Raw genomic sequence first — 18,632 nt, forward strand, 5'->3', positions numbered from 1 at the left:
AAATGGCAGCTAGTCTCAAGATAATTGATGGGAATCAGGCAAACGGTATGAAAAATTCGGAACGTGAAAAGGCTCTAGAAGCAGCCCTGGCGCAGATTGATCGCGCATTCGGCAAGGGTTCGGCGATGAAGCTTGGTAGTCGTGAAGCGATCAGCATCGATGCGGTGTCGACGGGTTCGCTTGGGTTGGACATCGCGCTTGGCATTGGTGGATTGCCCAAGGGACGCGTGATTGAAATTTATGGCCCTGAAAGTTCGGGTAAGACGACATTGACCCTGCACGTGATTGCAGAGGCGCAAAAGGCAGGCGGCACGGCGGCATTTATCGACGCAGAGCATGCGCTTGATCCCGGCTATGCGAAGAAGCTTGGCGTCGACGTGGACAATTTGATCGTGTCGCAGCCAGATACGGGTGAACAAGCGCTTGAGATTGCCGACACTTTGGTGCGTTCAAACGCCGTGGACATCATCGTCATCGACTCGGTCGCGGCACTTGTCCCGCGCGCGGAAATCGAAGGCGAAATGGGCGACAGCCATGTGGGTTTGCAAGCGCGGTTGATGAGCCAAGCGCTGCGCAAGATTACAGGTTCGATCAGCCGGTCAAACTGCATGGTCATTTTCATCAACCAGATTCGTATGAAGATCGGGGTGATGTATGGTTCGCCAGAAACCACCACGGGCGGCAATGCGTTGAAATTCTACGCATCGGTGCGCTTGGACATTCGCCGCACAGGCCAGATTAAGGCAGGCGAAGACATTGTAGGCAACACGACCCGCGTGAAGGTTGTGAAGAACAAGGTCGCGCCGCCATTCAAACAGGTCGAATTTGACATCATGTATGGCGAAGGCATTTCCAAAACGGGTGAGCTGCTCGATTTGGGTGTGAAGGCGGGATTGGTAGAAAAATCGGGTAGTTGGTTTAGCTATGATTCGATCCGTATTGGCCAAGGCCGTGAGAATTCAAAAAGCTATCTGACCGAAAATCCGGAGGTTGCGGCCCGGTTGGAAGCCGCCATTCGCGGCAAGACAGAAGAAGTCGCTGAGGTCCTGATGACCGGGCCAGACGCAGACGACGACGTTTAAGAATTGACGAACAAGCGCGGCCTTGCCTGAGGCTGCTGCTTTCGGCCCGCCCTGGTCCACCCCGGGGCGGGTCATTTGTGTGAAGGTCGGTAGATGCTACCCCTTGCCGCCTTTACGGCATCGGCGGACGCACGGGCGCTAAGTTCTTGACAGGCACAATGGCTGGGGCACAACGGTCGGCATGGGGCCAGTCATTCATCTTATCGGCTTGCTGACTGATCAGAACAGCTCATTCGCGCGCGGTGCAGCATTGGCACCACCGGCCATCCGCGCGGCATTGTGGAGCGACCGGGGCAATCTATCCGCGCAATCCGGCCTTGAAATTGGCACGGACGTCATGCTCAAGGACCTCGGCGATTTGCCCTTATCGGACGATGACTGCGCTGCCGATGACGCATTAATTCTGCGGGCGGTGACCGAAAGCATGGAGGCAGATGCTATCCCCCTACTGCTTGGCGGTGACCATGCGGTGACGCACCCCATTCTTGACGGCCCATTATATATCAGCGTTGACCTTCACGGCATCGACCCGTCCGAAGCGCCCGGCGTGGCACATCCAGAGCCTGGCGGCTTAACGGTCCGCGAAGTCCTGTCCATTATCGCTAAACAACGCGCGCGGATCGTGGGCGCGGACATCGTCGAACTTAACCCCGCGCGCGACGTGAACGACATTACCGCCATAGTCGCCGCCAAACTGGTGCGCGAAATCGCCGCGCAAATGCATCAAAATTACGACCATATATAAGGAAGCAGCTATGACCATCATCGTACACCATCTCAACAATTCGCGTTCGCAACGTATCTTGTGGTTGCTCGAAGAACTGAACCTTCCTTATGAAATCCGCCATCATGCCCGTGATGCTGTGACCAATCTTGCGCCCGAAGCGCTTTTGAACGTCCATCCTTTGGGAAAATCGCCCTTGATTGAAGATGACGGCAATGTGATTTTCGAATCCGGTGCAATCGTCGAATATCTGTGTGAACGGCATAATGGTGCGCATCTTGTGCCGGCACGCGGATCTGACGCGCATGTCCGCTATCTGGAATTCATGCATTTTGCCGAAGGCTCGGCGATGACGCCGATCTTGCTGAACCTGTATACTGCGCGGTTGGGCGATGCTGCTGCACCCTTGCATTCGCGCATTAGTCAGCAGCTTGAAAGCCATTTTGCGTTCATGGACGACAATTTGAAAGCGACGGGCTGGTTTGTTGGCGATACGCTCACGGGCGCTGACATTATGATGAGTTTTCCGGCCGAAGCAGCGGTTAAAATGGGCCGGGCTGCAAACCTGCCAAACCTCTCTGCTTTCGTCGAAAAAATCCACGCTCGTCCAGCGTATCAGACCGCCCTGCAAAAGGGCGGACCTTATGCCTATGCGTGATGGCGGCCGCAAACTGCATATCCGGCTTGCAGCGCGGCGAGTCGTTCCCTAAGTCGCAGTCATTATGACATCGACCAATGACATTCGCCGCGGCTTCCTCGATTATTTCGGTGATGCCAATCATGACATAGTGCAGTCTGCACCGCTTGTTCCCTATAATGACCCGACATTGATGTTCGTCAATGCCGGAATGGTGCCGTTCAAGAACGTGTTCACGGGCCTTGAAAGTCGCGAAACGCCGCGTGCAGCATCAAGCCAGAAATGCGTGCGGGCAGGGGGCAAGCATAACGACCTCGATAATGTGGGCTATACTGCGCGGCATCACACGTTTTTTGAAATGCTCGGCAATTTTTCGTTCGGCGATTATTTCAAAGAGCAGGCGATTACCCATGCATGGACATTGTTGACCAAGGAATGGGGGCTTGACCCAGCACGGTTGACGACCACCGTTTATCACACCGATGATGAGGCGTTCGACCTGTGGCGCAAGATTGCCGGCCTGCCTGAAGAACGGATAATCCGTATCGCCACGACGGACAATTTTTGGTCCATGGGCGACACTGGACCCTGCGGACCATGCAGCGAGATATTCTACGACCATGGCGACCATATCTTTGGTGGCCCTCCCGGAAGCCCCGACGAAGATGGTGACCGTTTTGTCGAAATCTGGAACCTCGTGTTCATGCAGTTTGAACGGCAGGACGACGGCACCGACGTGCCATTGCCCAAGCCGTCTATTGATACGGGCATGGGCCTTGAGCGGATTGCGGCGGTCATGCAGGGCGTGCCGGACAATTACGACACCGATACGTTCAGGGCATTGATCAACGCGTCTGAGGAGCTCACGGGCACAAAGGCGGTTGGCGATCAAAAGGCCAGCCATCGCGCCATCGCGGACCATTTGCGCTCGACCAGCTTCCTGCTGGCCGATGGCGTCATGCCGTCGAACGAAGGGCGCGGCTATGTCCTGCGGCGGATCATGCGCCGCGCCATGCGCCATGCACACATTCTTGGCGCAAAAGAGCCATTGATGCATCGTCTGGTCGGAAGCCTCGCCGCCGAAATGGGTGCGGCCTACCCCGAACTATTGCGCGCGCAGCCCATGATTGAGGCGACGTTGAAGCAAGAGGAAACGCAGTTCCGTCGGACGCTTGATAAGGGCATTAAGCTACTCGACGAAGCGACCGCTGGCATGACGCCGGGCGATATTTTGGCAGGCGACACGGCGTTCAAGCTGTATGACACTTATGGTTTTCCTTATGACCTGACCGAAGACGCTTTGCGTGCGCAAGGCTTTGGTATTGATCAGGCGGGTTTTGAAACCGCGATGAATAGTCAAAAAGCCATGGCGCGGGCTGCGTGGAAGGGTTCCGGCGCGAAGGCGTCGGACGATGTCTGGTTTGACATTGCCGAACGCGTCGGCAGCACCGAGTTTACAGGCTACGCCGCAAGCGAAGGCGAGGGGCAGGTTGTAGCTCTCGTCAATGACGGCATTGAGGTGCAATCGGCGGTCGCCAATGACACAGTCACGGTCATCACCAACCAGACACCATTTTACGGCGAGAGCGGCGGCCAGATGGGTGACGCTGGCGTTATTTCCAGCAGCAACATGCGCGGCGAAGTGACGGACACGGCAAAGCCCTTGGGCCGACTGCATGCGCATCAGGTCACGATTGGCACAAGCGAGATCAAAGTCGGCGATTTTGTGACGCTGAAAATCGATACTGCGCGCCGCGACGCCTTGCGCGCCAACCATAGCGCCACACATTTACTGCACGCATCATTGCGCCACCGCTTGGGCGACCATGTCACCCAAAAGGGCAGCATGGTGGCACCGGATCGCTTGCGGTTCGACTTTTCGCATAACCAGGCAGTGACGCCGCAAGAGATTGCGATGATCGAGGCCGACGTGAACGCGCAAATCCGTGGCAATGACGCGGTGACGACGCGGTTGATGACCCCCGATGACGCCGTCGCCGCTGGCGCGCTGGCCTTGTTCGGCGAAAAATATGGCGAAGAAGTCCGCGTTTTGACGATGGGCAAAAGCGAGGACACGCATTATTCGTTGGAACTGTGCGGCGGCACCCATGTCAACGCATTGGGCGACATCGCGTTGTTCACGATCATCTCCGAAGGCGCAGTTGCAAGCGGCATTCGCCGCATTGAGGCGCTGACGGGCGAAGCGGCGCGCTTATGGCTTGTTGGCCGTGAGACGCAGTTGAAGAATGTCGCTGCGATGCTGAAAACTGCGCCGGATGAAGTGGGCGCGCGCATCGAAACGCTCATGAACGAACGCAAGCGGATGGAGAAGGAACTGTCCGAAACCAAAACCGCGCTCGCTTTGTCCGGTGGCGGTGGTCCGAAGGCAGAGGCCGAACAGATCGGTGATATCACCTTCATCGGGCAAGTTATCGCAGGCATTGAACCAAAAATGCTGCGCGGCCTTGCGGATGACCAGATGAAGGCCATTGGCACGGGCATCGTCGCCATCATCGCCGCGAATGAAAACAGCAACACGGTTGTGGTCGCCGTCTCGCCTGCCTTGCATGGCACCATAGCTGCGCCTGACCTCGTGCGTGTGGCGACGGAGGCCATGGGCGCGCAAGGCGGCGGCGGACGCCCCGACATGGCGCAAGGCGGCGGTCCTGCGGGCGCTGAATTGGCGCAAGCGGCGTTGGATGCGATTAAGGCAAAAATCGCTGGTTAAGAGGTAAGTTTGAGCTTTGGGGTCTCTTCAAGGCCCCCGGCTTCCTTTATCTGACGCCGGAATTCGTCGCGCTTTTCGTGGATCGACGCGATGACGGGGCCCATGGCAACGCCCAGATCGACAAGCACTGCTTCCGATAGCTGAAGCGAGCTTTCCAGCGTTTCGGGCACGGCGTCGGTCGCGCCTGCCTGATAGAGCCGCGCGGCATGGTCCGGGTCACGCGCGCGCGCGACAATCGTGATCTCGGGCAACCATTGACGGACGCGCGTGACGATATGTTCGGCCAATACCGGTTGGTCCATTGTCAGGATCAGCGCCTTGGCATGACCCAAGCCCAATTTATCCAGCGTTTCGGGCCGTGAAATGTCGCCGTAGATAACCTTGTAACCCCCGCGCCGTGCGGCGGTTACCGCGTCGACATTGGATTCCACGGCAACATAAGGCTGGCCGTGCGTGGTCAGCATATCGGCCACCAGCTTTCCGACCCGGCCAAAGCCGATCACAACCGTTCGCGGCTCCTGCGTCGGGTCTTGTTCGTGCATCTCATCATCGCTCTCGCGCAGCTCGAGACGGCGGGACATATCATGACCGATCCGTGCCAATATCGGCGTGATCGTCAAGCCAATCGCGGTTGCGACCTGCCAGAAATTGATTGCGGCAGCGTCAATAATCTGAGCTGCGCCTGCGGCACCTAGCACGATCAAAGTCGTTTCCGACGGACTACCCATAAGGACGCCGGTTTCGGTCGCTGTGCCCGTGCGCGCGCCATTTAGCTTTAACAAAGCCGCGGTGACACATGCCTTGATCAGCACGACCGCCGAAACCGCGCCCACCAAAGCCACCCAGTTGGCCGCCACAAAGCGCAGATCAACCTGCATACCGATGCTGATCAGGAACACGCCCAGTGCCAGCCCTTTGAATGGTGCTGTCATCACTTCGACTTCGCGATGGTAATCGGTTTCGGCAATCAACAGGCCAGCGATCATTGCGCCGACGATAGGCGAAAGGCCAACCGCGCCCGTCGCGAGACTTGCGACAATGACAACGAGCAAGCTGACCGATACAAATAATTCAGGGCTTTTTGTGCGCGCGGCTTGTCCGAACAGGCGGGGCAAGAAAAAGCGGCCAAGCACAAGCATTCCGATAATAACCAGCGTCCCCTGCCACAATATGGTGACAAGACCTGACCATGAATCCGCCCCGGCTTGTGGAGCCAATGCACCCAAAACGAATATTATTGGGACGATGGCCAAATCTTCGAACAGCAACATGGCCAGCGCTGACTTACCCACGGCGGAATGCGTGCCGGATATTGGAAGCACCAACGCTGTGGAAGAAAGCGCTAATGCAACGCCAATGCCGATGGCGGCGGTCGCGCCATATCCGAACAGATACAGACCAGCCGCAATAATCAGGCCAGCGCCAAATAACTGTGCTGCACCGACGCCGAACACCAAGCGCCGCATTTTCCATAATCTGCGGAAAGATAGTTCAAGACCAATGGAGAACAGCAATAAAATAATGCCATATTCGCCTATGGGATGAATAACCTCTGGATTGGTGATGGTGACCCATTCGAGCATGGGATAACGTGGCACCAAGGATCCAAGTCCCATCGGGCCAACCATTATCCCGACCAATATAAAACCAATGATGGGCGTGATGCGAAGCCGGGCAAAAGCGGGGATAACTATTCCCGCTGCGCCCAATATGACGAGCAGATCGCTAATGCCTTCGGTTTGTAGTTCGCCTGCCATAAATTCCATTTACGCACAGGGGGCATAAGAAAGAAAGGGTAAGGCAAAAAAAAGTGCGGGAGTTGCCCCCCCGCGCTCTCACCTATTCAAACGCGCTGGAGTTACATCCAACTGCCCATTTTGACTTCGAGATTGGCACGAACCTGCTCAAAAAACTGCTCTGTGGTCATCCAAGCCTGATCCGGGCCGATGAGGATCGCGAGATCCTTTGTCATATGGCCATCTTCAACAGTCTGAATGCAGACTTCTTCAAGCGTTTCGGCAAAGCGCGTGACTTCGGGCGTTTCGTCGAACTTGCCACGGAATTTGAGGCCGCCCGTCCATGCGAAAATCGACGCAATCGGGTTGGTTGAGGTTGCCTTACCTTGCTGATGCTGACGATAATGCCGCGTAACCGTGCCGTGCGCGGCCTCGGCTTCAACCGTCTTGCCATCTGGTGTCATCAGTATGGAGGTCATCAGGCCAAGCGAGCCGAAACCTTGCGCAACTTGATCGGACTGCACGTCACCATCATAATTCTTACATGCCCAGATGAACTTGCCGGACCATTTCAGCGCCGATGCGACCATATCGTCGATCAAGCGGTGCTCATAGACAATGCCCAGTTCCTTGAACTTTGCCGCGAATTCGGCTTCGTACACTTCTTGGAATAGATCCTTGAAACGACCATCATAATATTTGAGGATCGTGTTCTTGGTCGACAGATATACCGGCCACTGCCGGGTCACGCCATAGTTCAACGACGCACGCGCAAAGTCGCGGATGGAATCGTCGAGATTGTACATCGCGAGCGCCACGCCCGGCGACGGGTAACGGAAAACCTCCTCGTCAATTTTCTGCCCATCATCGCCATCCCATACGAGACGCAGCGTTCCGGGACCGGGAACCAGGAAATCCGTAGCGCGATATTGGTCACCGAACGCATGACGACCAATGACGATTGGGTCAGTCCAGCCCGGGATCAAGCGCGGCACGTTATCAATGACGATTGGCTCGCGGAACACCACGCCGCCTAAAATATTGCGAATGGTGCCATTGGGCGACTTCCACATTTTCTGAAGACCGAATTCTTCAACGCGCGCTTCATCTGGTGTAATCGTGGCGCACTTTACGCCTACGCCGAATTCGCGGATTGCGTTGGCGGAATCGACGGTGACCTTATCATTGGTCTTGTCGCGATACTCCATACCAAGGTCGTAATATTTCAGATCGATATCGAGATATGGCAAAATGAGTCGCTCACGAATCCATTCCCAGATGATCCGTGTCATTTCGTCGCCATCAAGCTCAACGACTGGATTTTTGACCTTAATTTTTGCCATGGCAGAAAGCGCTTTCCATTAGGGAGATGGGATGATGAGCGGTGCCATAGCAAAGTTTGCCATATGTTCAACTGCATCCCCAATATTGTCTGAAAATGGCTGAAATTGTATCTTAGGTTGTAAGATGGCGGCGCATCCCCTAGCTAAGCCAAATGAGCAGACAAGAATTGACAAACCGGGGCACCGGGGTTGCGAAATGGTCGTTTCCACCCATCCATCCCGAGGGCCGCAAGTTCGGACTTATTGCCGCGGGCATAACCCTGTTTTTCGCCTTCATGGCCTGGGAAACGCTGGCTTGGCCGATGGCGGCCGTCACCGCGTGGACATTGGCCTTTTTTCGCGACCCTGCGCGTGCGACGCCAATCGATGAGCGGTTTATCGTGGCACCCGCCGATGGGCTTGTCACGCTGATCGAGCAAGTCCCTCCGCCAGTTGAACTGCGCGGGCCTGAAGGCCTTGGTGATCAGCCGATGACGCGGGTGTCGATTTTCATGAGCGTGTTTGACGTTCACATCAACCGGACACCCATTCGCGGCACCATCAAGCGCGTTGTGTATATCGCGGGCAAATTCCTTAACGCCGACCTTGATAAGGCCAGCGAAGAAAATGAACGCCAACATTTTCTCGTGGAACGCGGCGATGGGGTTCGCATCGGTTTCACCCAAATCGCTGGCTTGGTCGCGCGTCGCATCGTTGCTTTTGTAAAGGAAGGCGACAGTGTTGCCAATGGGCAGCGTGTTGGCCTGATCCGTTTTGGCAGCCGCGTTGATGTGTATTTGCCGCATGGCACGTCGTCGCGAGTCATCAAGGGGCAGCGTTGCGTTGCCGGTGAAACGGTTCTCGCCGAAATCGGTGTTGACCAAGACCTGATTGCCGTCGCGCATTGATGGACGTAGTGTCCTCCCGACCCGGAATATCCTTGCGGGCGCTTGCGCCTAACGCGGTCACCGCGCTTGCGCTGTGTACGGGATTGTCGGGTGCATGGTTCGCGATGCAGGGCCGTTGGGAAAATGCCGTTGCCGCAATCGTGATTGCTGGCGTGCTCGACGCCATGGATGGCCGTATCGCGCGGATGCTGAAGGGGGAAAGCCGTTTCGGGGCTGAACTGGATTCGCTTTCTGACGTGATTGCTTTCGGGGCCACGCCTGCTTTGGTCATATATATGTGGGTCATGCAGGATATGCCCCGCTTTGGCTGGACCATATCGGTATTTTTTGTGCTGTGTGCGGCATTACGTCTGGCACGGTTTAACGCACAGATTGATACCGAGAACCAACCGCACAAGTCCGCTGGGTTTAACACGGGCGTGCCGTCGCCACCGGGCGCGGCGCTGGCTTTGTTGCCGATGATGGTCTGGTTTGAAACCGGCGCGGATTGGGTGCGCGATTACCGCTTCATTGCGCCATGGTTGCTGCTGTGCGCGCTGTTGATGATTTCCAATGTGGCAACCTATAGCTGGTCGTCGATTAAGGTACGGCGTAGCCTGCGTTTCATGGCGCTGGCAGTCGTTGGCCTGTTTACCGCAACCTTGGTCGCGGCGCCATGGGTTGCGCTCATCGGTGTCGGCGTCTTTTACGTCGCCCTGCTGCCGCTGAGCGTGATGAGCTACGCACGGGTCAAGAAGTCGCGACGGGACTTTGCCGAAGCCACTTGACCTCCGCCCCACACGGGCTATGTTCCAGTTTCGTTCTAATTCGGGAGGTGGCCGTTGGAGCCGTTGATTGTCATTGTAGCGGTGATTTTTGCCTTGTTGGGCGGACTGTTGCTTGGCTGGTTTGCGGGTAACCGCACGGGCAAAGCAGGGCAGGAAACGACCACGCAGTTGCGGGCTATGCTCGATCAGGTGGTGCTCGAACGCGATGGTGCCAAGGACCGCTTGGCGCGGCTTGAAACCAGTTTGGAAGAACGCGAGCGGAGCTTTGCAGAACAGATCGCGGCGTTGGGCGATGCGAAGGAAAACCTGTCCGCCCAATTTGGTGAGATTGGGCAGAAATTATTGGGCGAAGCGCAGGCGGCGTTCCTGCAACGTGCCGATGAACGTTTCCACCAAGCCGGTGAGAAGAATGAGGAAAGGCTGAAGCAATTGCTCGGCCCAGTAGGCGAAAAGCTGAAGGCCTATGAAGAGCAGGTCGGCAAGATCGAGAAGGACCGGACCGAAGCCTATGGCGACCTGAAGGGGTTAATCGGCGAAATGCGATTGGGTCAGGAACGCGTATCGAGCGTCGCGTCGGGCCTGATGAACTCGTTGCGTAATGCGCCCAAAGCGCGTGGGCGTTGGGGTGAGCAACAGTTGAAAAATGTGCTCGAAAGCTGCGGCCTGTCTGAGCATGTCGATTTTAATCTCGAAACCAGCATTGATGTTGGCGATGGTTTGCGACTGCGGCCCGATGCTATCGTCCATGTCCCCGGTGGGCGCACCTTGGTGATTGATGCCAAGGTATCGTTGAACGACTATCAGGACGCATTTGATTCGGTGGACGATGATGTTCGCGCTGTGGCCATGAAGCGGCACACGCAATCGATGAAAAATCACATCGATGGCTTGTCGCGCAAGGCCTATTGGGATCAATTTTCCGAAGCGCCCGATTATGTCATTATGTTTGTCCCCGGTGAGCATTTCCTCGCGGCCGCGCTGGAGCATGAGCCGCAATTGTGGGACTTTGCCTTTGATAAGAAAGTGCTGCTGGCGACGCCCACAAACCTTGTCGCAATTGCCCGCACCGTGGCCAGCGTCTGGCAGCAAGAGGGGCTAGCGCGCGAGGCGAAGCAAATCGGGGCGCTTGGTAAGGAAATGTATGACCGCATTGCGGTGGCAGCACAGCATCTGAAATCGGTCGGCAGCGGGCTGTCGTCGGCGGTGAATAACTACAATAAATTCGTCGGCAGCTTCGAACGCAATGTCATTTCAACGGGTCGAAAATTTGCCGATTTGAACATCGAAACCGGTAAGCGTGAATTGGAAGATATTCCTATGGTTGAGGCTTTGCCACGTTATGGCGATGGCGAAACGCCGTCTTCGCCACCGATTGAGGACCAACGCGAAGCTACTGGCTAAGGCTAGCCGGCTTTCGAATGCCGAAACTGGTTCAGAACCTCATAGGCCATCACTGCGGTCGCGACAGCCGCGTTTAAGCTGTCCGCCTTGCCACGCATCGGCATTTTGACGCGCAGGTCGCACTCGGTTTCATAATCGTCTGGCAGGCCCTGCGCCTCATTACCCGTCAGGATGAAGCATGGCGCGTGGTAGCGGGCAGATTGATAGTCGGTGTCGGTTTGCAGGCTGGTGCCGACCAATTGGCCTGCGCCCGCCCGCAACCAAGCGGTGAATTCTTCCCACCGGCATTGCACGATTTTTTGCGTGAAAATGGCGCCCATGCTGGCGCGGACGGACTCAACAGAAAATGGGTCCGTGCAATCATCGATCAGGATCAGTCCGCCAGCCCCCACGGCGTCGCCGGTGCGCAACATCGTGCCAAGATTACCCGGATCACGCATCGATTGCGCCACAAGCCAGATTGACGCGCTGCTCCGGTCTAGTTCCCCCAAAGCAGTCCCATGGTCTCGATAGACGCCAACCACGGCTTGGGCGTTGTCCTTGCCCGACAGTTTCGCCATGATCTCGGCGCTGGTTTCAATTACGTCGCCCTTATTGGCCAGAACATCGGCTTCTAAAGCCACCTCAAGTTCATGTACGGGTCGGTCTTTAACGCGAAACAGCATTTCGGGAAGAAATCCCGCCTCGCGCGCTTCGGTCATAATGCGCAGCCCTTCGGCAAGGAACAGCCCAGCGCGTTTACGGAGCTTCTTTTCACGAAGCCCCCGTATTTCCTTTAACAGCGGATTGGAAAATCCGGTAATTTCACGACGCATCAATCTTCGCCAAAACCGTCGACAACCAACCCAACCAGCTTTTCAATGGCGAGTTCGGCCTGTTCACCTTGGACATGAATGATAATTTCACTACCCTTCGCCGCGCCCAGCATCATTAAGCCCATGATGGACGTGCCAGTCACGGATTGACCATCCTTTTCGACCTCAACGCTGATCCCTTCGGGGAAGCGGGACACGAACGTCACAAATTTGGCACTGGCGCGGGCGTGGAGGCCTTTTACGTTAACGATAGTGACGGGGCGGCTAATCCGCGTCATCGTGAAGCTTCAAGCACTTCAGAAGCGACGCTGATATATTTGCGTCCTGCTTCACGTGCGGCAGCGACCGCCTCTTTCACGTCCAGGTTTTTGCGCGCGCTATCCAAGCGGATGAGCATGGGGAGGTTCACGCCAGCGATGACTTCAACGCGTCCGCTATCCAGCAAGGAAATGGAGAGATTTGAAGGCGTTCCGCCGAACAGATCGGATAGGATGATGACGCCCTTGCCGGTATCGACTTTTTTGATAGCAGCGGCGATTTCATTGCGTCGCGCTTCCATATCATCATGCGGGCCGATGCAGATGGTCGCAACGTCCCTTTGTGGCCCCACAACATGTTCAAGCGCGACAAGAAACTCGTTCGCCAGTTTCCCATGCGTGACTAAAATCAAACCGATCATGTGATGTTGCTGCCTTGTCGCGACGTTGTTCTGTCTGCGCCGTTAGCAGGCTCTTCCAGCGCGTCAATCGGTCTTGATGTCAGATCGCGATGTGCCACCGTCAAGGCAAAGCCATCCGCACGCAACCAAGCGCCAAAAGCTTCGGCAACATGGACAGACCGGTGCCGTCCACCCGTGCACCCAAAGGCGATATTTATATAAGCCTTACCTTGCGTGTCGTAGAGCGGCAGCAGGAACCGCAGAAGGTCAAGGATTTTCTGCATGGCTTCATCATATTTCGGGTCGGCGGCAACATAATCGGCAACCGCCGCATCCAACCCCGTCAGGGGCCGCAAATTGCCGTCCCAGTGCGGGTTTCGTAAAAAACGCAAATCGAATACCAGGTCGGCATTGTGCGGGACTCCGCGCGAAAAGCCAAAGCTTGATAACGTGATATTAGAGCGCAGTGACGTATCGCTGCTGAACCTCTCGCGGATGACGACTTGCAAATCATGCGCCGACAGTTTGCTTGTATCAATGACGGCCTCCGCCCATCGGCGAAATGGCTCCATCACGGCCCGGTCAATGGCGATGCCGTCCATCGCAGGCCGGTCTTGCGCCATCGGGTGACGGCGGCGGGTTTCCGCGTAGCGACGCTCGATTTCGACGCCAGCGCAATCCAAAAACAGCGTCATTATTTCAAGGTTAGCTTGCGCCTGCAGTTTCCTGATTTGCCGAATCAACGCCTCGGCATCAAAACCGCGTGTCCGGCTATCAAAGCCAAGCGCCAGCGGAATATTTGGTCCATTTTCACCGCCCGACGCGGGAATTTTAAGCAACTGGCCTGCCAGCTTAATCGGGAAATTGTCGACCGTTTCCCAACCCAGGTCTTCCAGTGTTTTCAGCGCGGTTGTCTTGCCGGCACCGGACACACCGGTAATCAACAGGATTTTCTGCGGTTCGGAGGCTGTGTTCTGGGTCACATTGTTACGCTTTCATTAGACGTGGCATCGGCGTTTGCCACCGGGTGCAACCCAGCGTCAATGACCGACCGGAGCGCCCATTCCACCTTTAATGCGCTGCTCGCCTGAAATGGGTCCAGCTTGAACATGGGCACCGAGTAACCGGCTATGGTTATGCTCTGATGGGCCGGCGGCATGCGGTCCACGTCCTGCGCGAATTGCACGATGAGGCGCAGTGGTGCGCAATCGACGAAATCAATGGGACATATCCCAATGCCACGCACTTCTATTTTTCCGGCTATATTTGGCGCAATGGTCAGTTGTGGCAAACCATTGCAGCTTTCGATGTGTAATATATCGTCGCAGATCAGCTTTGCTCCGCGGTCAATCAGGCGAAGCGCCAGGTCTGATTTTCCGCTGCCGGACGGCCCAAGCAACAGCAACCCGTTCCCGTCAATGGCGACTGCGCTGCCATGCACCATGTCCAACATTAAAGCGTTGCCGCAGCAGCGCAGGGTAGGGCGATTTCGAAGCATGCCCCGCCTTTGCCATCGACCCGGTCGCGAACTGCAATGCGTCCATGATGACCCTCGATAATTGTCCGCGCAATGGCGAGGCCAAGCCCGCTATGCTTACCAAAATTCTCGGTCGCTGGCCGTTCGCTGTGGAAGCGTCGGAAAATGGCCTCCCGCTCTTGTGGCGGCACACCCGGGCCTTCATCGCTGATCCGAATGATGACGTCTTCATCGGCAACCGTCGCGGATATTTCGACGACTGCTCCGGGCGGTGAGAAGGAAACCGCATTATCGATCAAGTTGGTCAACATGCGTTCAAGACGGACATCTTCACCCATCACTGTCGCGATTTTCCGGCGTGGTCGTGCAAAGGCAATGCCGACATCTTTGTCGCTGCCCCGGTCTTCGCGTGCCTGAAGCAATTGCTCGATCATGTCGCCAAGGTCGATAGGCTCAAACTTCGCTTTGGCCAGTTGGGAATCCACGCGGCTGGCGTCCGAAATATCGCTTATAAGGCGGTCCATTCGAAGTACGTCGGCTTTTGCGACATCCATCAATTGTTTACGCAATTTTGGGTCTTCAATCCGATCTGCGCCATCAAGTGCGGAACGCAGAGAAGCAAGCGGATTTTTAATTTCATGCGCGACATCGGCGGCAAAGGCTTCGGTGGCGTCGATCCGTTGGCGAAGCGCTATGCTCATATCCGAAAGCGCACGTGCCAACATACCAATTTCGTCGCGGCGCGAGGGCAGGCGGGGAACGGTAACCTCTTGTGCGCGACCAAGCCGAACCTTTATGGCGGCGCGTGCCAGATGGCGCAACGGACGGACGATGGTGCGGGCAAGAAATATGGAAAGCATAACGCCGATGCCAAGCGCAAAAAGGAAAAACATGCCGACGTTGAACCGCTCTGCCCGAACGAACAAGCGGATGTCGCGTTCATTGGCGGTGGTCAGCACAGTAAAGCGTTGATCGCGCGCCGTTGAGGCTGCGCTAATCATGTGCGTCAGGTCTGGCGCAAAACGCACCATCGAGGCTGCTTTGGAAGGCGTTGCCGCGCGAATTTCTGGCCATGCGGAAGGGATATCTTCTACAGGCTCAACAAAGCGTTCCAGCTTGGCCGCGCCGACGAGGAAATCGAATAGGACGTCCATCCCGCGTGCCGCAATTTTGGGCCAAGGTTCGCTGTCTGGGTCGCGAAAGACATAAGTGGGTTGTCGGCCCGCAAAGCTGTCTAATACTTTCCTTCCGTCTTGGTCGTAAACGCGGATCCGCGACAGGTTCAATTGACCAAATCTGGCGATATAATCGTCCCAATTTTTCTTGGTGATAAGGGGCAGGCTGGATGCCAGGAAGCTGGCCTGAACGCGGGCTGCGTTTTCGCGCTCTGCAATTAACCGGACGCGATAGCTGTCGAGGAAGAACAGACCGGCACCCAGCAGAGCAAGCACGAAGAGGTTGACGGCAAGTATACGGGTGGTCAGCGATAACCCCCGGCTCCATCCCAGCTGCAGATCAGCGGGCTCAGCTGTCTGCGAAGCGATATCCGGCCCCATAAAGCGTATCAATAGCGGTGAATTCAGGGTCAATTTCACGGAACTTGCGCCGGAGCCTTTTGATATGGCTGTCAATAGTGCGGTCATCCACATAGACGTCGTCCTGATACGCCGCGTCCATGAGTTGATCGCGAGTGCGCACGACGCCCGGTCGACTGGCCAGCGCCTCAAGGATCATAAACTCTGTCACCGTAAGTGTAAGCGACCTCTCGTCCCATTTGACATGGTGCCGTGCAGGGTCCATTTCTAGCTTGCCACGCACCATGGGTTCTGGTTCGGGCTCCGCCTCGCCATTGCCCGCGACTTTGTCATAGGTTGCGCGTCGCAATATGGCTTTCACCCGCGCAATCAACAGCCGTTGCGAAAATGGCTTGGTTATATAGTCATCGGCGCCCATGGCGAGGCCAAGTGCCTCGTCCAGCTCCTCATCCTTTGACGTTAGGAAAATGACGGGCATATCGCTTTTTTCGCGCAGCCGGCGCAGCAGTTCAAGCCCGTCCATGCGCGGCATTTTAATGTCAAAAATACCAAGGTCTGCGGGATTTTCGATCAACGCCTTTAACGCAGTTTCGCCGTCCGAATATATCCGCGTCACATATCCTTCGGCCTGCATCGCAATAGATACAGAGGTCAGGATGTTCCGGTCGTCATCGACCAAGGCGATATTGGCGCTCATCCTGTGACTATAGGGTGGCAAGGTCAGGGGTTCAATCTATTGCTCATGCTATGCGAAGTCTGTCGTGGATAACCTTTGTCCTGTAAATTGATATGTCCCCTATTTGACCTTCTACGATGCATCGTATACCGGCGGCGTATTCACAGTGCATACGTATGCCCTAGATTCGCACCTTTTGCCGGAGCATTTAATGTCGACACCACTGAATATCTCACTTTCGCAACAGGGTTTTGGCACGGATGCGACACTGTTTTGCAACCTCGGCACGGCGCCGTTGGTAGAGGCCGCTTTGGCCAATTCAGAAGGCATATTGGCCAAGGATGGCCCGCTTGTTGTCAAAACCGGCACGCATACTGGCCGCTCGGCGAAGGATAAATATATCGTTCGCGACGCCGAGACCGAAAACAGCATCTGGTGGGGTAAATCCAACGTCGCCATGGATCCTGCGCATTTCGCCGCGCTGAAGGCAGATTTCATTGCGGCGCTTGGCGGTAAAGACAAATTATACGTCGCGGACCTGTTCGGTGGGTCGCAGCCTGAGCATCGCGTCAATGTCCGCGTCATCAACGAATTTGCGTGGCATAACCTGTTCATCCGGACGCTGCTGGTGCGCCCAACGCCGCATGAATTGGCAAACTTCGAACCCGAATACACCATCATCGATTTGCCAAGCTTCCGCGCGGACCCGGCGCGCCATGGTTGCCGCAGCGAGACGGTGATTGCGGTCAACTTTACCGAAAAGCTGATCCTGATTGGCGGCACCGCTTATGCGGGCGAAATGAAGAAGTCGGTGTTCGGCATCCTCAATTATTTGCTGCCGGTAAAGGGTGTTATGCCGATGCATTGCTCGGCCAATATTGGTGCCGACGGTCATACTGCGGTGTTTTTTGGCTTGTCAGGCACCGGTAAGACTACCTTGTCTGCCGACGCAAGCCGCACCTTGATTGGCGATGATGAACATGGCTGGTCCGACACCGCCGTATTCAACTTTGAAGGTGGTTGCTACGCCAAAATGATCCGCCTGTCGGCAGAGGCAGAGCCGGAGATTTTCGCCACAACCAAGCGTTTTGGCACCGTGCTGGAAAATGTGGTCATTGACCCGGAAACGCGGGAATTGGATTTCGACGACAATAGCCTCGCCGAAAACAGCCGTGGTTCGTACCCCATCGAATTTATTCCGAATACGTCGGAAAAGAATATGGGCCCCGTGCCCAAGACGATTATCTTCCTGACCGCTGATGCCTATGGCGTGTTGCCGCCCATCGCGCGGTTAACGCCCGATCAGGCGATGTACCACTTTCTTTCGGGCTATACCGCGCGTGTTGCCGGGACCGAAATTGGCGTGACGGAGCCGGAGGCGACATTCTCCACCTGCTTTGGCGCGCCATTCATGCCGCGTCACCCGAGCGTCTATGGCAATTTGTTGAAAGAGCGCATTGCCAAGGGTAACGTCCAATGCTGGTTGGTCAACACCGGCTGGACCGGTGGCAAGGCAACGATGCCCGGCATCAGCCGCATGCCGATCAAGGCCACGCGCGCGCTTTTGAACGCGGCGCTGGATGGCAGCCTGAACAATGCCGAATTCCGTAAGGATCCAAATTTTGGCTTTGAATTTCCGGTTGCTGTGCCAGGCGTCGACAGCGGCATTCTTGACCCGCGTGCGGCATGGTCCGACGGCGCGGAATATGATGTGACCGCGCAAAAGCTGACACAACAATTCATTGATAATTTCGCGCAATTTGCCGATCATGTTGATGAAGGCGTAAGGCAGTCTGCGCCAAAAGCCGCTTAACGCGTCCGGATATGCCGGACCAGTTGGAGGTCCGGAAAATGACCAGTTTTGACATTCGCTTGTTTCACGACGATGCATTGATAGTCGCCATTGGCGAGGGTTTGTTGGCCGCCACTTTGCCGCGTGCGGCATGGACGCATGAGGCGCATTTGGCAGAAGTCGCGACCGGCCTGCCGCTTTATGAGGCGGTCAATAGCCTATTGCTGTCCGCACGGGGACGCCGCGATTTACCGCTTCGCTTTTATTCGAAAGAGCTGTTGTTCTCGGTGCCAGCGCGACGGACCTTTGTGCCGCCAGACCGCCTTAGCCTGGATCACATATAGGTCCTGACACTATTAGATTTTGTGATGCGG

Annotated in this window: 18 protein-coding genes; 9 read left to right on the forward strand and 9 right to left on the reverse strand. The window is 56.1% G+C overall.

All coding sequences use genetic code 11. The annotated features are described in order from the left end of the window. Window positions 1–2: 2 nt before the first annotated feature. The 4 genes from recA (at window position 3) to alaS (ending at window position 5,171) form a co-directional block, all read left to right on the forward strand. On the forward strand, window positions 3–1,082 hold the full coding sequence (recA, locus tag HEQ18_RS01930; protein WP_397606097.1) for a recombinase RecA: 1,080 nt from the start codon (window positions 3–5) through the stop codon (window positions 1,080–1,082). Between the two features lie 181 nt (window positions 1,083–1,263). Next, window positions 1,264–1,827 carry an arginase family protein gene (locus tag HEQ18_RS01935; RefSeq protein WP_397606098.1) on the forward strand — a complete coding sequence of 188 codons (564 nt, stop codon included), beginning with the start codon at window positions 1,264–1,266 and terminating at the stop codon, window positions 1,825–1,827. A 10-nt stretch (window positions 1,828–1,837) separates the two neighbouring features. Next, complete coding sequence (locus HEQ18_RS01940) at window positions 1,838–2,464, forward strand: glutathione S-transferase family protein (RefSeq protein ID WP_432815306.1); 627 nt, start codon at window positions 1,838–1,840, stop codon at window positions 2,462–2,464. 64 nt (window positions 2,465–2,528) lie between these two features. Further along, a complete protein-coding gene (alaS, locus tag HEQ18_RS01945; RefSeq protein ID WP_432815307.1) occupies window positions 2,529–5,171 on the forward strand; it encodes an alanine--tRNA ligase in 2,643 nt (880 codons plus the stop codon). Here alaS and HEQ18_RS01950 read toward each other — a convergent pair. Both HEQ18_RS01950 and HEQ18_RS01955 read right to left on the reverse strand, forming a co-directional pair. Further along, entirely contained in the window at window positions 5,168–6,928 is a 1,761-nt protein-coding gene (locus HEQ18_RS01950) for a cation:proton antiporter domain-containing protein (RefSeq protein WP_432815308.1), read from the reverse strand. The two genes, alaS and HEQ18_RS01950, sit on opposite strands and share 4 nt — an antisense overlap. Window positions 6,929–7,029: 101 nt before the next feature. Further along, window positions 7,030–8,250, reverse strand: a complete 1,221-nt coding sequence (locus tag HEQ18_RS01955; RefSeq protein ID WP_296199626.1) for an NADP-dependent isocitrate dehydrogenase — start codon at window positions 8,248–8,250, stop codon at window positions 7,030–7,032. A 152-nt stretch (window positions 8,251–8,402) separates the two neighbouring features. On the opposite strand from HEQ18_RS01955, the gene HEQ18_RS01960 reads away from it, so the two are divergent. The 3 genes from HEQ18_RS01960 to HEQ18_RS01970 are packed head-to-tail and all read left to right on the forward strand — an operon-like array spanning window position 8,403 to window position 11,305. Next, the gene (locus tag HEQ18_RS01960; RefSeq protein ID WP_432815309.1) at window positions 8,403–9,137 is read left to right on the forward strand and encodes a phosphatidylserine decarboxylase; all 735 of its coding nucleotides are present in this window, start codon (window positions 8,403–8,405) and stop codon (window positions 9,135–9,137) included. Further along, entirely contained in the window at window positions 9,137–9,904 is a 768-nt protein-coding gene (locus HEQ18_RS01965) for a CDP-alcohol phosphatidyltransferase family protein (RefSeq protein WP_432815310.1), read from the forward strand. The genes HEQ18_RS01960 and HEQ18_RS01965 overlap by 1 nt, the downstream gene beginning before the upstream one ends. Window positions 9,905–9,958: 54 nt before the next feature. Next, window positions 9,959–11,305, forward strand: coding sequence for a DNA recombination protein RmuC (locus HEQ18_RS01970; RefSeq protein WP_432815311.1), 1,347 nt, complete (start codon window positions 9,959–9,961; stop codon window positions 11,303–11,305). 2 nt (window positions 11,306–11,307) lie between these two features. On the opposite strand, the gene HEQ18_RS01975 is transcribed toward HEQ18_RS01970, so the two are convergent. The 7 genes from HEQ18_RS01975 to HEQ18_RS02005 are packed head-to-tail and all read right to left on the reverse strand — an operon-like array spanning window position 11,308 to window position 16,487. Further along, window positions 11,308–12,120 carry a TrmH family RNA methyltransferase gene (locus tag HEQ18_RS01975; RefSeq protein WP_432815312.1) on the reverse strand — a complete coding sequence of 271 codons (813 nt, stop codon included), beginning with the start codon at window positions 12,118–12,120 and terminating at the stop codon, window positions 11,308–11,310. After that, the gene (locus tag HEQ18_RS01980) at window positions 12,120–12,398 is read right to left on the reverse strand and encodes an HPr family phosphocarrier protein (RefSeq protein WP_296199619.1); all 279 of its coding nucleotides are present in this window, start codon (window positions 12,396–12,398) and stop codon (window positions 12,120–12,122) included. The genes HEQ18_RS01975 and HEQ18_RS01980 overlap by 1 nt, the downstream gene beginning before the upstream one ends. Then, the gene (locus HEQ18_RS01985) at window positions 12,395–12,799 is read right to left on the reverse strand and encodes a PTS sugar transporter subunit IIA (protein WP_432815313.1); all 405 of its coding nucleotides are present in this window, start codon (window positions 12,797–12,799) and stop codon (window positions 12,395–12,397) included. Before HEQ18_RS01985 ends, HEQ18_RS01980 begins: the two co-directional genes overlap by 4 nt. Further along, window positions 12,796–13,761, reverse strand: coding sequence for an RNase adapter RapZ (gene rapZ, locus HEQ18_RS01990; protein WP_432815314.1), 966 nt, complete (start codon window positions 13,759–13,761; stop codon window positions 12,796–12,798). Before rapZ ends, HEQ18_RS01985 begins: the two co-directional genes overlap by 4 nt. Beyond that, window positions 13,758–14,231 carry an HPr kinase/phosphorylase gene (locus HEQ18_RS01995; protein ID WP_432815315.1) on the reverse strand — a complete coding sequence of 158 codons (474 nt, stop codon included), beginning with the start codon at window positions 14,229–14,231 and terminating at the stop codon, window positions 13,758–13,760. Before HEQ18_RS01995 ends, rapZ begins: the two co-directional genes overlap by 4 nt. After that, complete coding sequence (locus tag HEQ18_RS02000) at window positions 14,231–15,811, reverse strand: ATP-binding protein (RefSeq protein ID WP_432815316.1); 1,581 nt, start codon at window positions 15,809–15,811, stop codon at window positions 14,231–14,233. The genes HEQ18_RS01995 and HEQ18_RS02000 overlap by 1 nt, the downstream gene beginning before the upstream one ends. Further along, window positions 15,780–16,487, reverse strand: a complete 708-nt coding sequence (locus HEQ18_RS02005) for a response regulator transcription factor (RefSeq protein ID WP_432815317.1) — start codon at window positions 16,485–16,487, stop codon at window positions 15,780–15,782. Before HEQ18_RS02005 ends, HEQ18_RS02000 begins: the two co-directional genes overlap by 32 nt. Before the next feature lie 190 nt (window positions 16,488–16,677). Between HEQ18_RS02005 and HEQ18_RS02010 the strand changes: the two genes are divergently transcribed. Then, window positions 16,678–18,279 (forward strand): phosphoenolpyruvate carboxykinase, encoded by a 1,602-nt coding sequence (locus HEQ18_RS02010; RefSeq protein ID WP_432815318.1) that lies wholly within the window; start codon window positions 16,678–16,680, stop codon window positions 18,277–18,279. 38 nt (window positions 18,280–18,317) lie between these two features. Continuing rightward, window positions 18,318–18,602 (forward strand): hypothetical protein, encoded by a 285-nt coding sequence (locus tag HEQ18_RS02015; RefSeq protein WP_432815319.1) that lies wholly within the window; start codon window positions 18,318–18,320, stop codon window positions 18,600–18,602. Window positions 18,603–18,632: the final 30 nt, after the last annotated feature.

Source organism: Sphingorhabdus sp., from assembly GCF_050921905.1.
Classification (GTDB): domain Bacteria; phylum Pseudomonadota; class Alphaproteobacteria; order Sphingomonadales; family Sphingomonadaceae; genus Sphingorhabdus_B.

Excerpts from the sequence above, each read along its gene's own strand:
- recA (WP_397606097.1), top strand. The coding sequence starts at position 3 with ATGGCAGCTAGTCTCAAGATAATTGATGGGAATCAGGCAAACGGTATG.
- HEQ18_RS01935 (WP_397606098.1), top strand. The coding sequence starts at position 1,264 with ATGGGGCCAGTCATTCATCTTATCGGCTTGCTGACTGATCAGAACAGC.
- HEQ18_RS01940 (WP_432815306.1), top strand. The coding sequence starts at position 1,838 with ATGACCATCATCGTACACCATCTCAACAATTCGCGTTCGCAACGTATC.
- alaS (WP_432815307.1), top strand. The coding sequence starts at position 2,529 with ATGACATCGACCAATGACATTCGCCGCGGCTTCCTCGATTATTTCGGT.
- HEQ18_RS01950 (WP_432815308.1), bottom strand. The coding sequence starts at position 6,928 with ATGGCAGGCGAACTACAAACCGAAGGCATTAGCGATCTGCTCGTCATA.
- HEQ18_RS01955 (WP_296199626.1), bottom strand. The coding sequence starts at position 8,250 with ATGGCAAAAATTAAGGTCAAAAATCCAGTCGTTGAGCTTGATGGCGAC.
- HEQ18_RS01960 (WP_432815309.1), top strand. The coding sequence starts at position 8,403 with ATGAGCAGACAAGAATTGACAAACCGGGGCACCGGGGTTGCGAAATGG.
- HEQ18_RS01965 (WP_432815310.1), top strand. The coding sequence starts at position 9,137 with ATGGACGTAGTGTCCTCCCGACCCGGAATATCCTTGCGGGCGCTTGCG.
- HEQ18_RS01975 (WP_432815312.1), bottom strand. The coding sequence starts at position 12,120 with ATGCGTCGTGAAATTACCGGATTTTCCAATCCGCTGTTAAAGGAAATA.
- HEQ18_RS01980 (WP_296199619.1), bottom strand. The coding sequence starts at position 12,398 with ATGACGCGGATTAGCCGCCCCGTCACTATCGTTAACGTAAAAGGCCTC.
- HEQ18_RS01985 (WP_432815313.1), bottom strand. The coding sequence starts at position 12,799 with ATGATCGGTTTGATTTTAGTCACGCATGGGAAACTGGCGAACGAGTTT.
- HEQ18_RS01995 (WP_432815315.1), bottom strand. The coding sequence starts at position 14,231 with ATGTTGGACATGGTGCATGGCAGCGCAGTCGCCATTGACGGGAACGGG.
- HEQ18_RS02000 (WP_432815316.1), bottom strand. The coding sequence starts at position 15,811 with ATGGGGCCGGATATCGCTTCGCAGACAGCTGAGCCCGCTGATCTGCAG.
- HEQ18_RS02005 (WP_432815317.1), bottom strand. The coding sequence starts at position 16,487 with ATGAGCGCCAATATCGCCTTGGTCGATGACGACCGGAACATCCTGACC.
- HEQ18_RS02010 (WP_432815318.1), top strand. The coding sequence starts at position 16,678 with ATGTCGACACCACTGAATATCTCACTTTCGCAACAGGGTTTTGGCACG.
- HEQ18_RS02015 (WP_432815319.1), top strand. The coding sequence starts at position 18,318 with ATGACCAGTTTTGACATTCGCTTGTTTCACGACGATGCATTGATAGTC.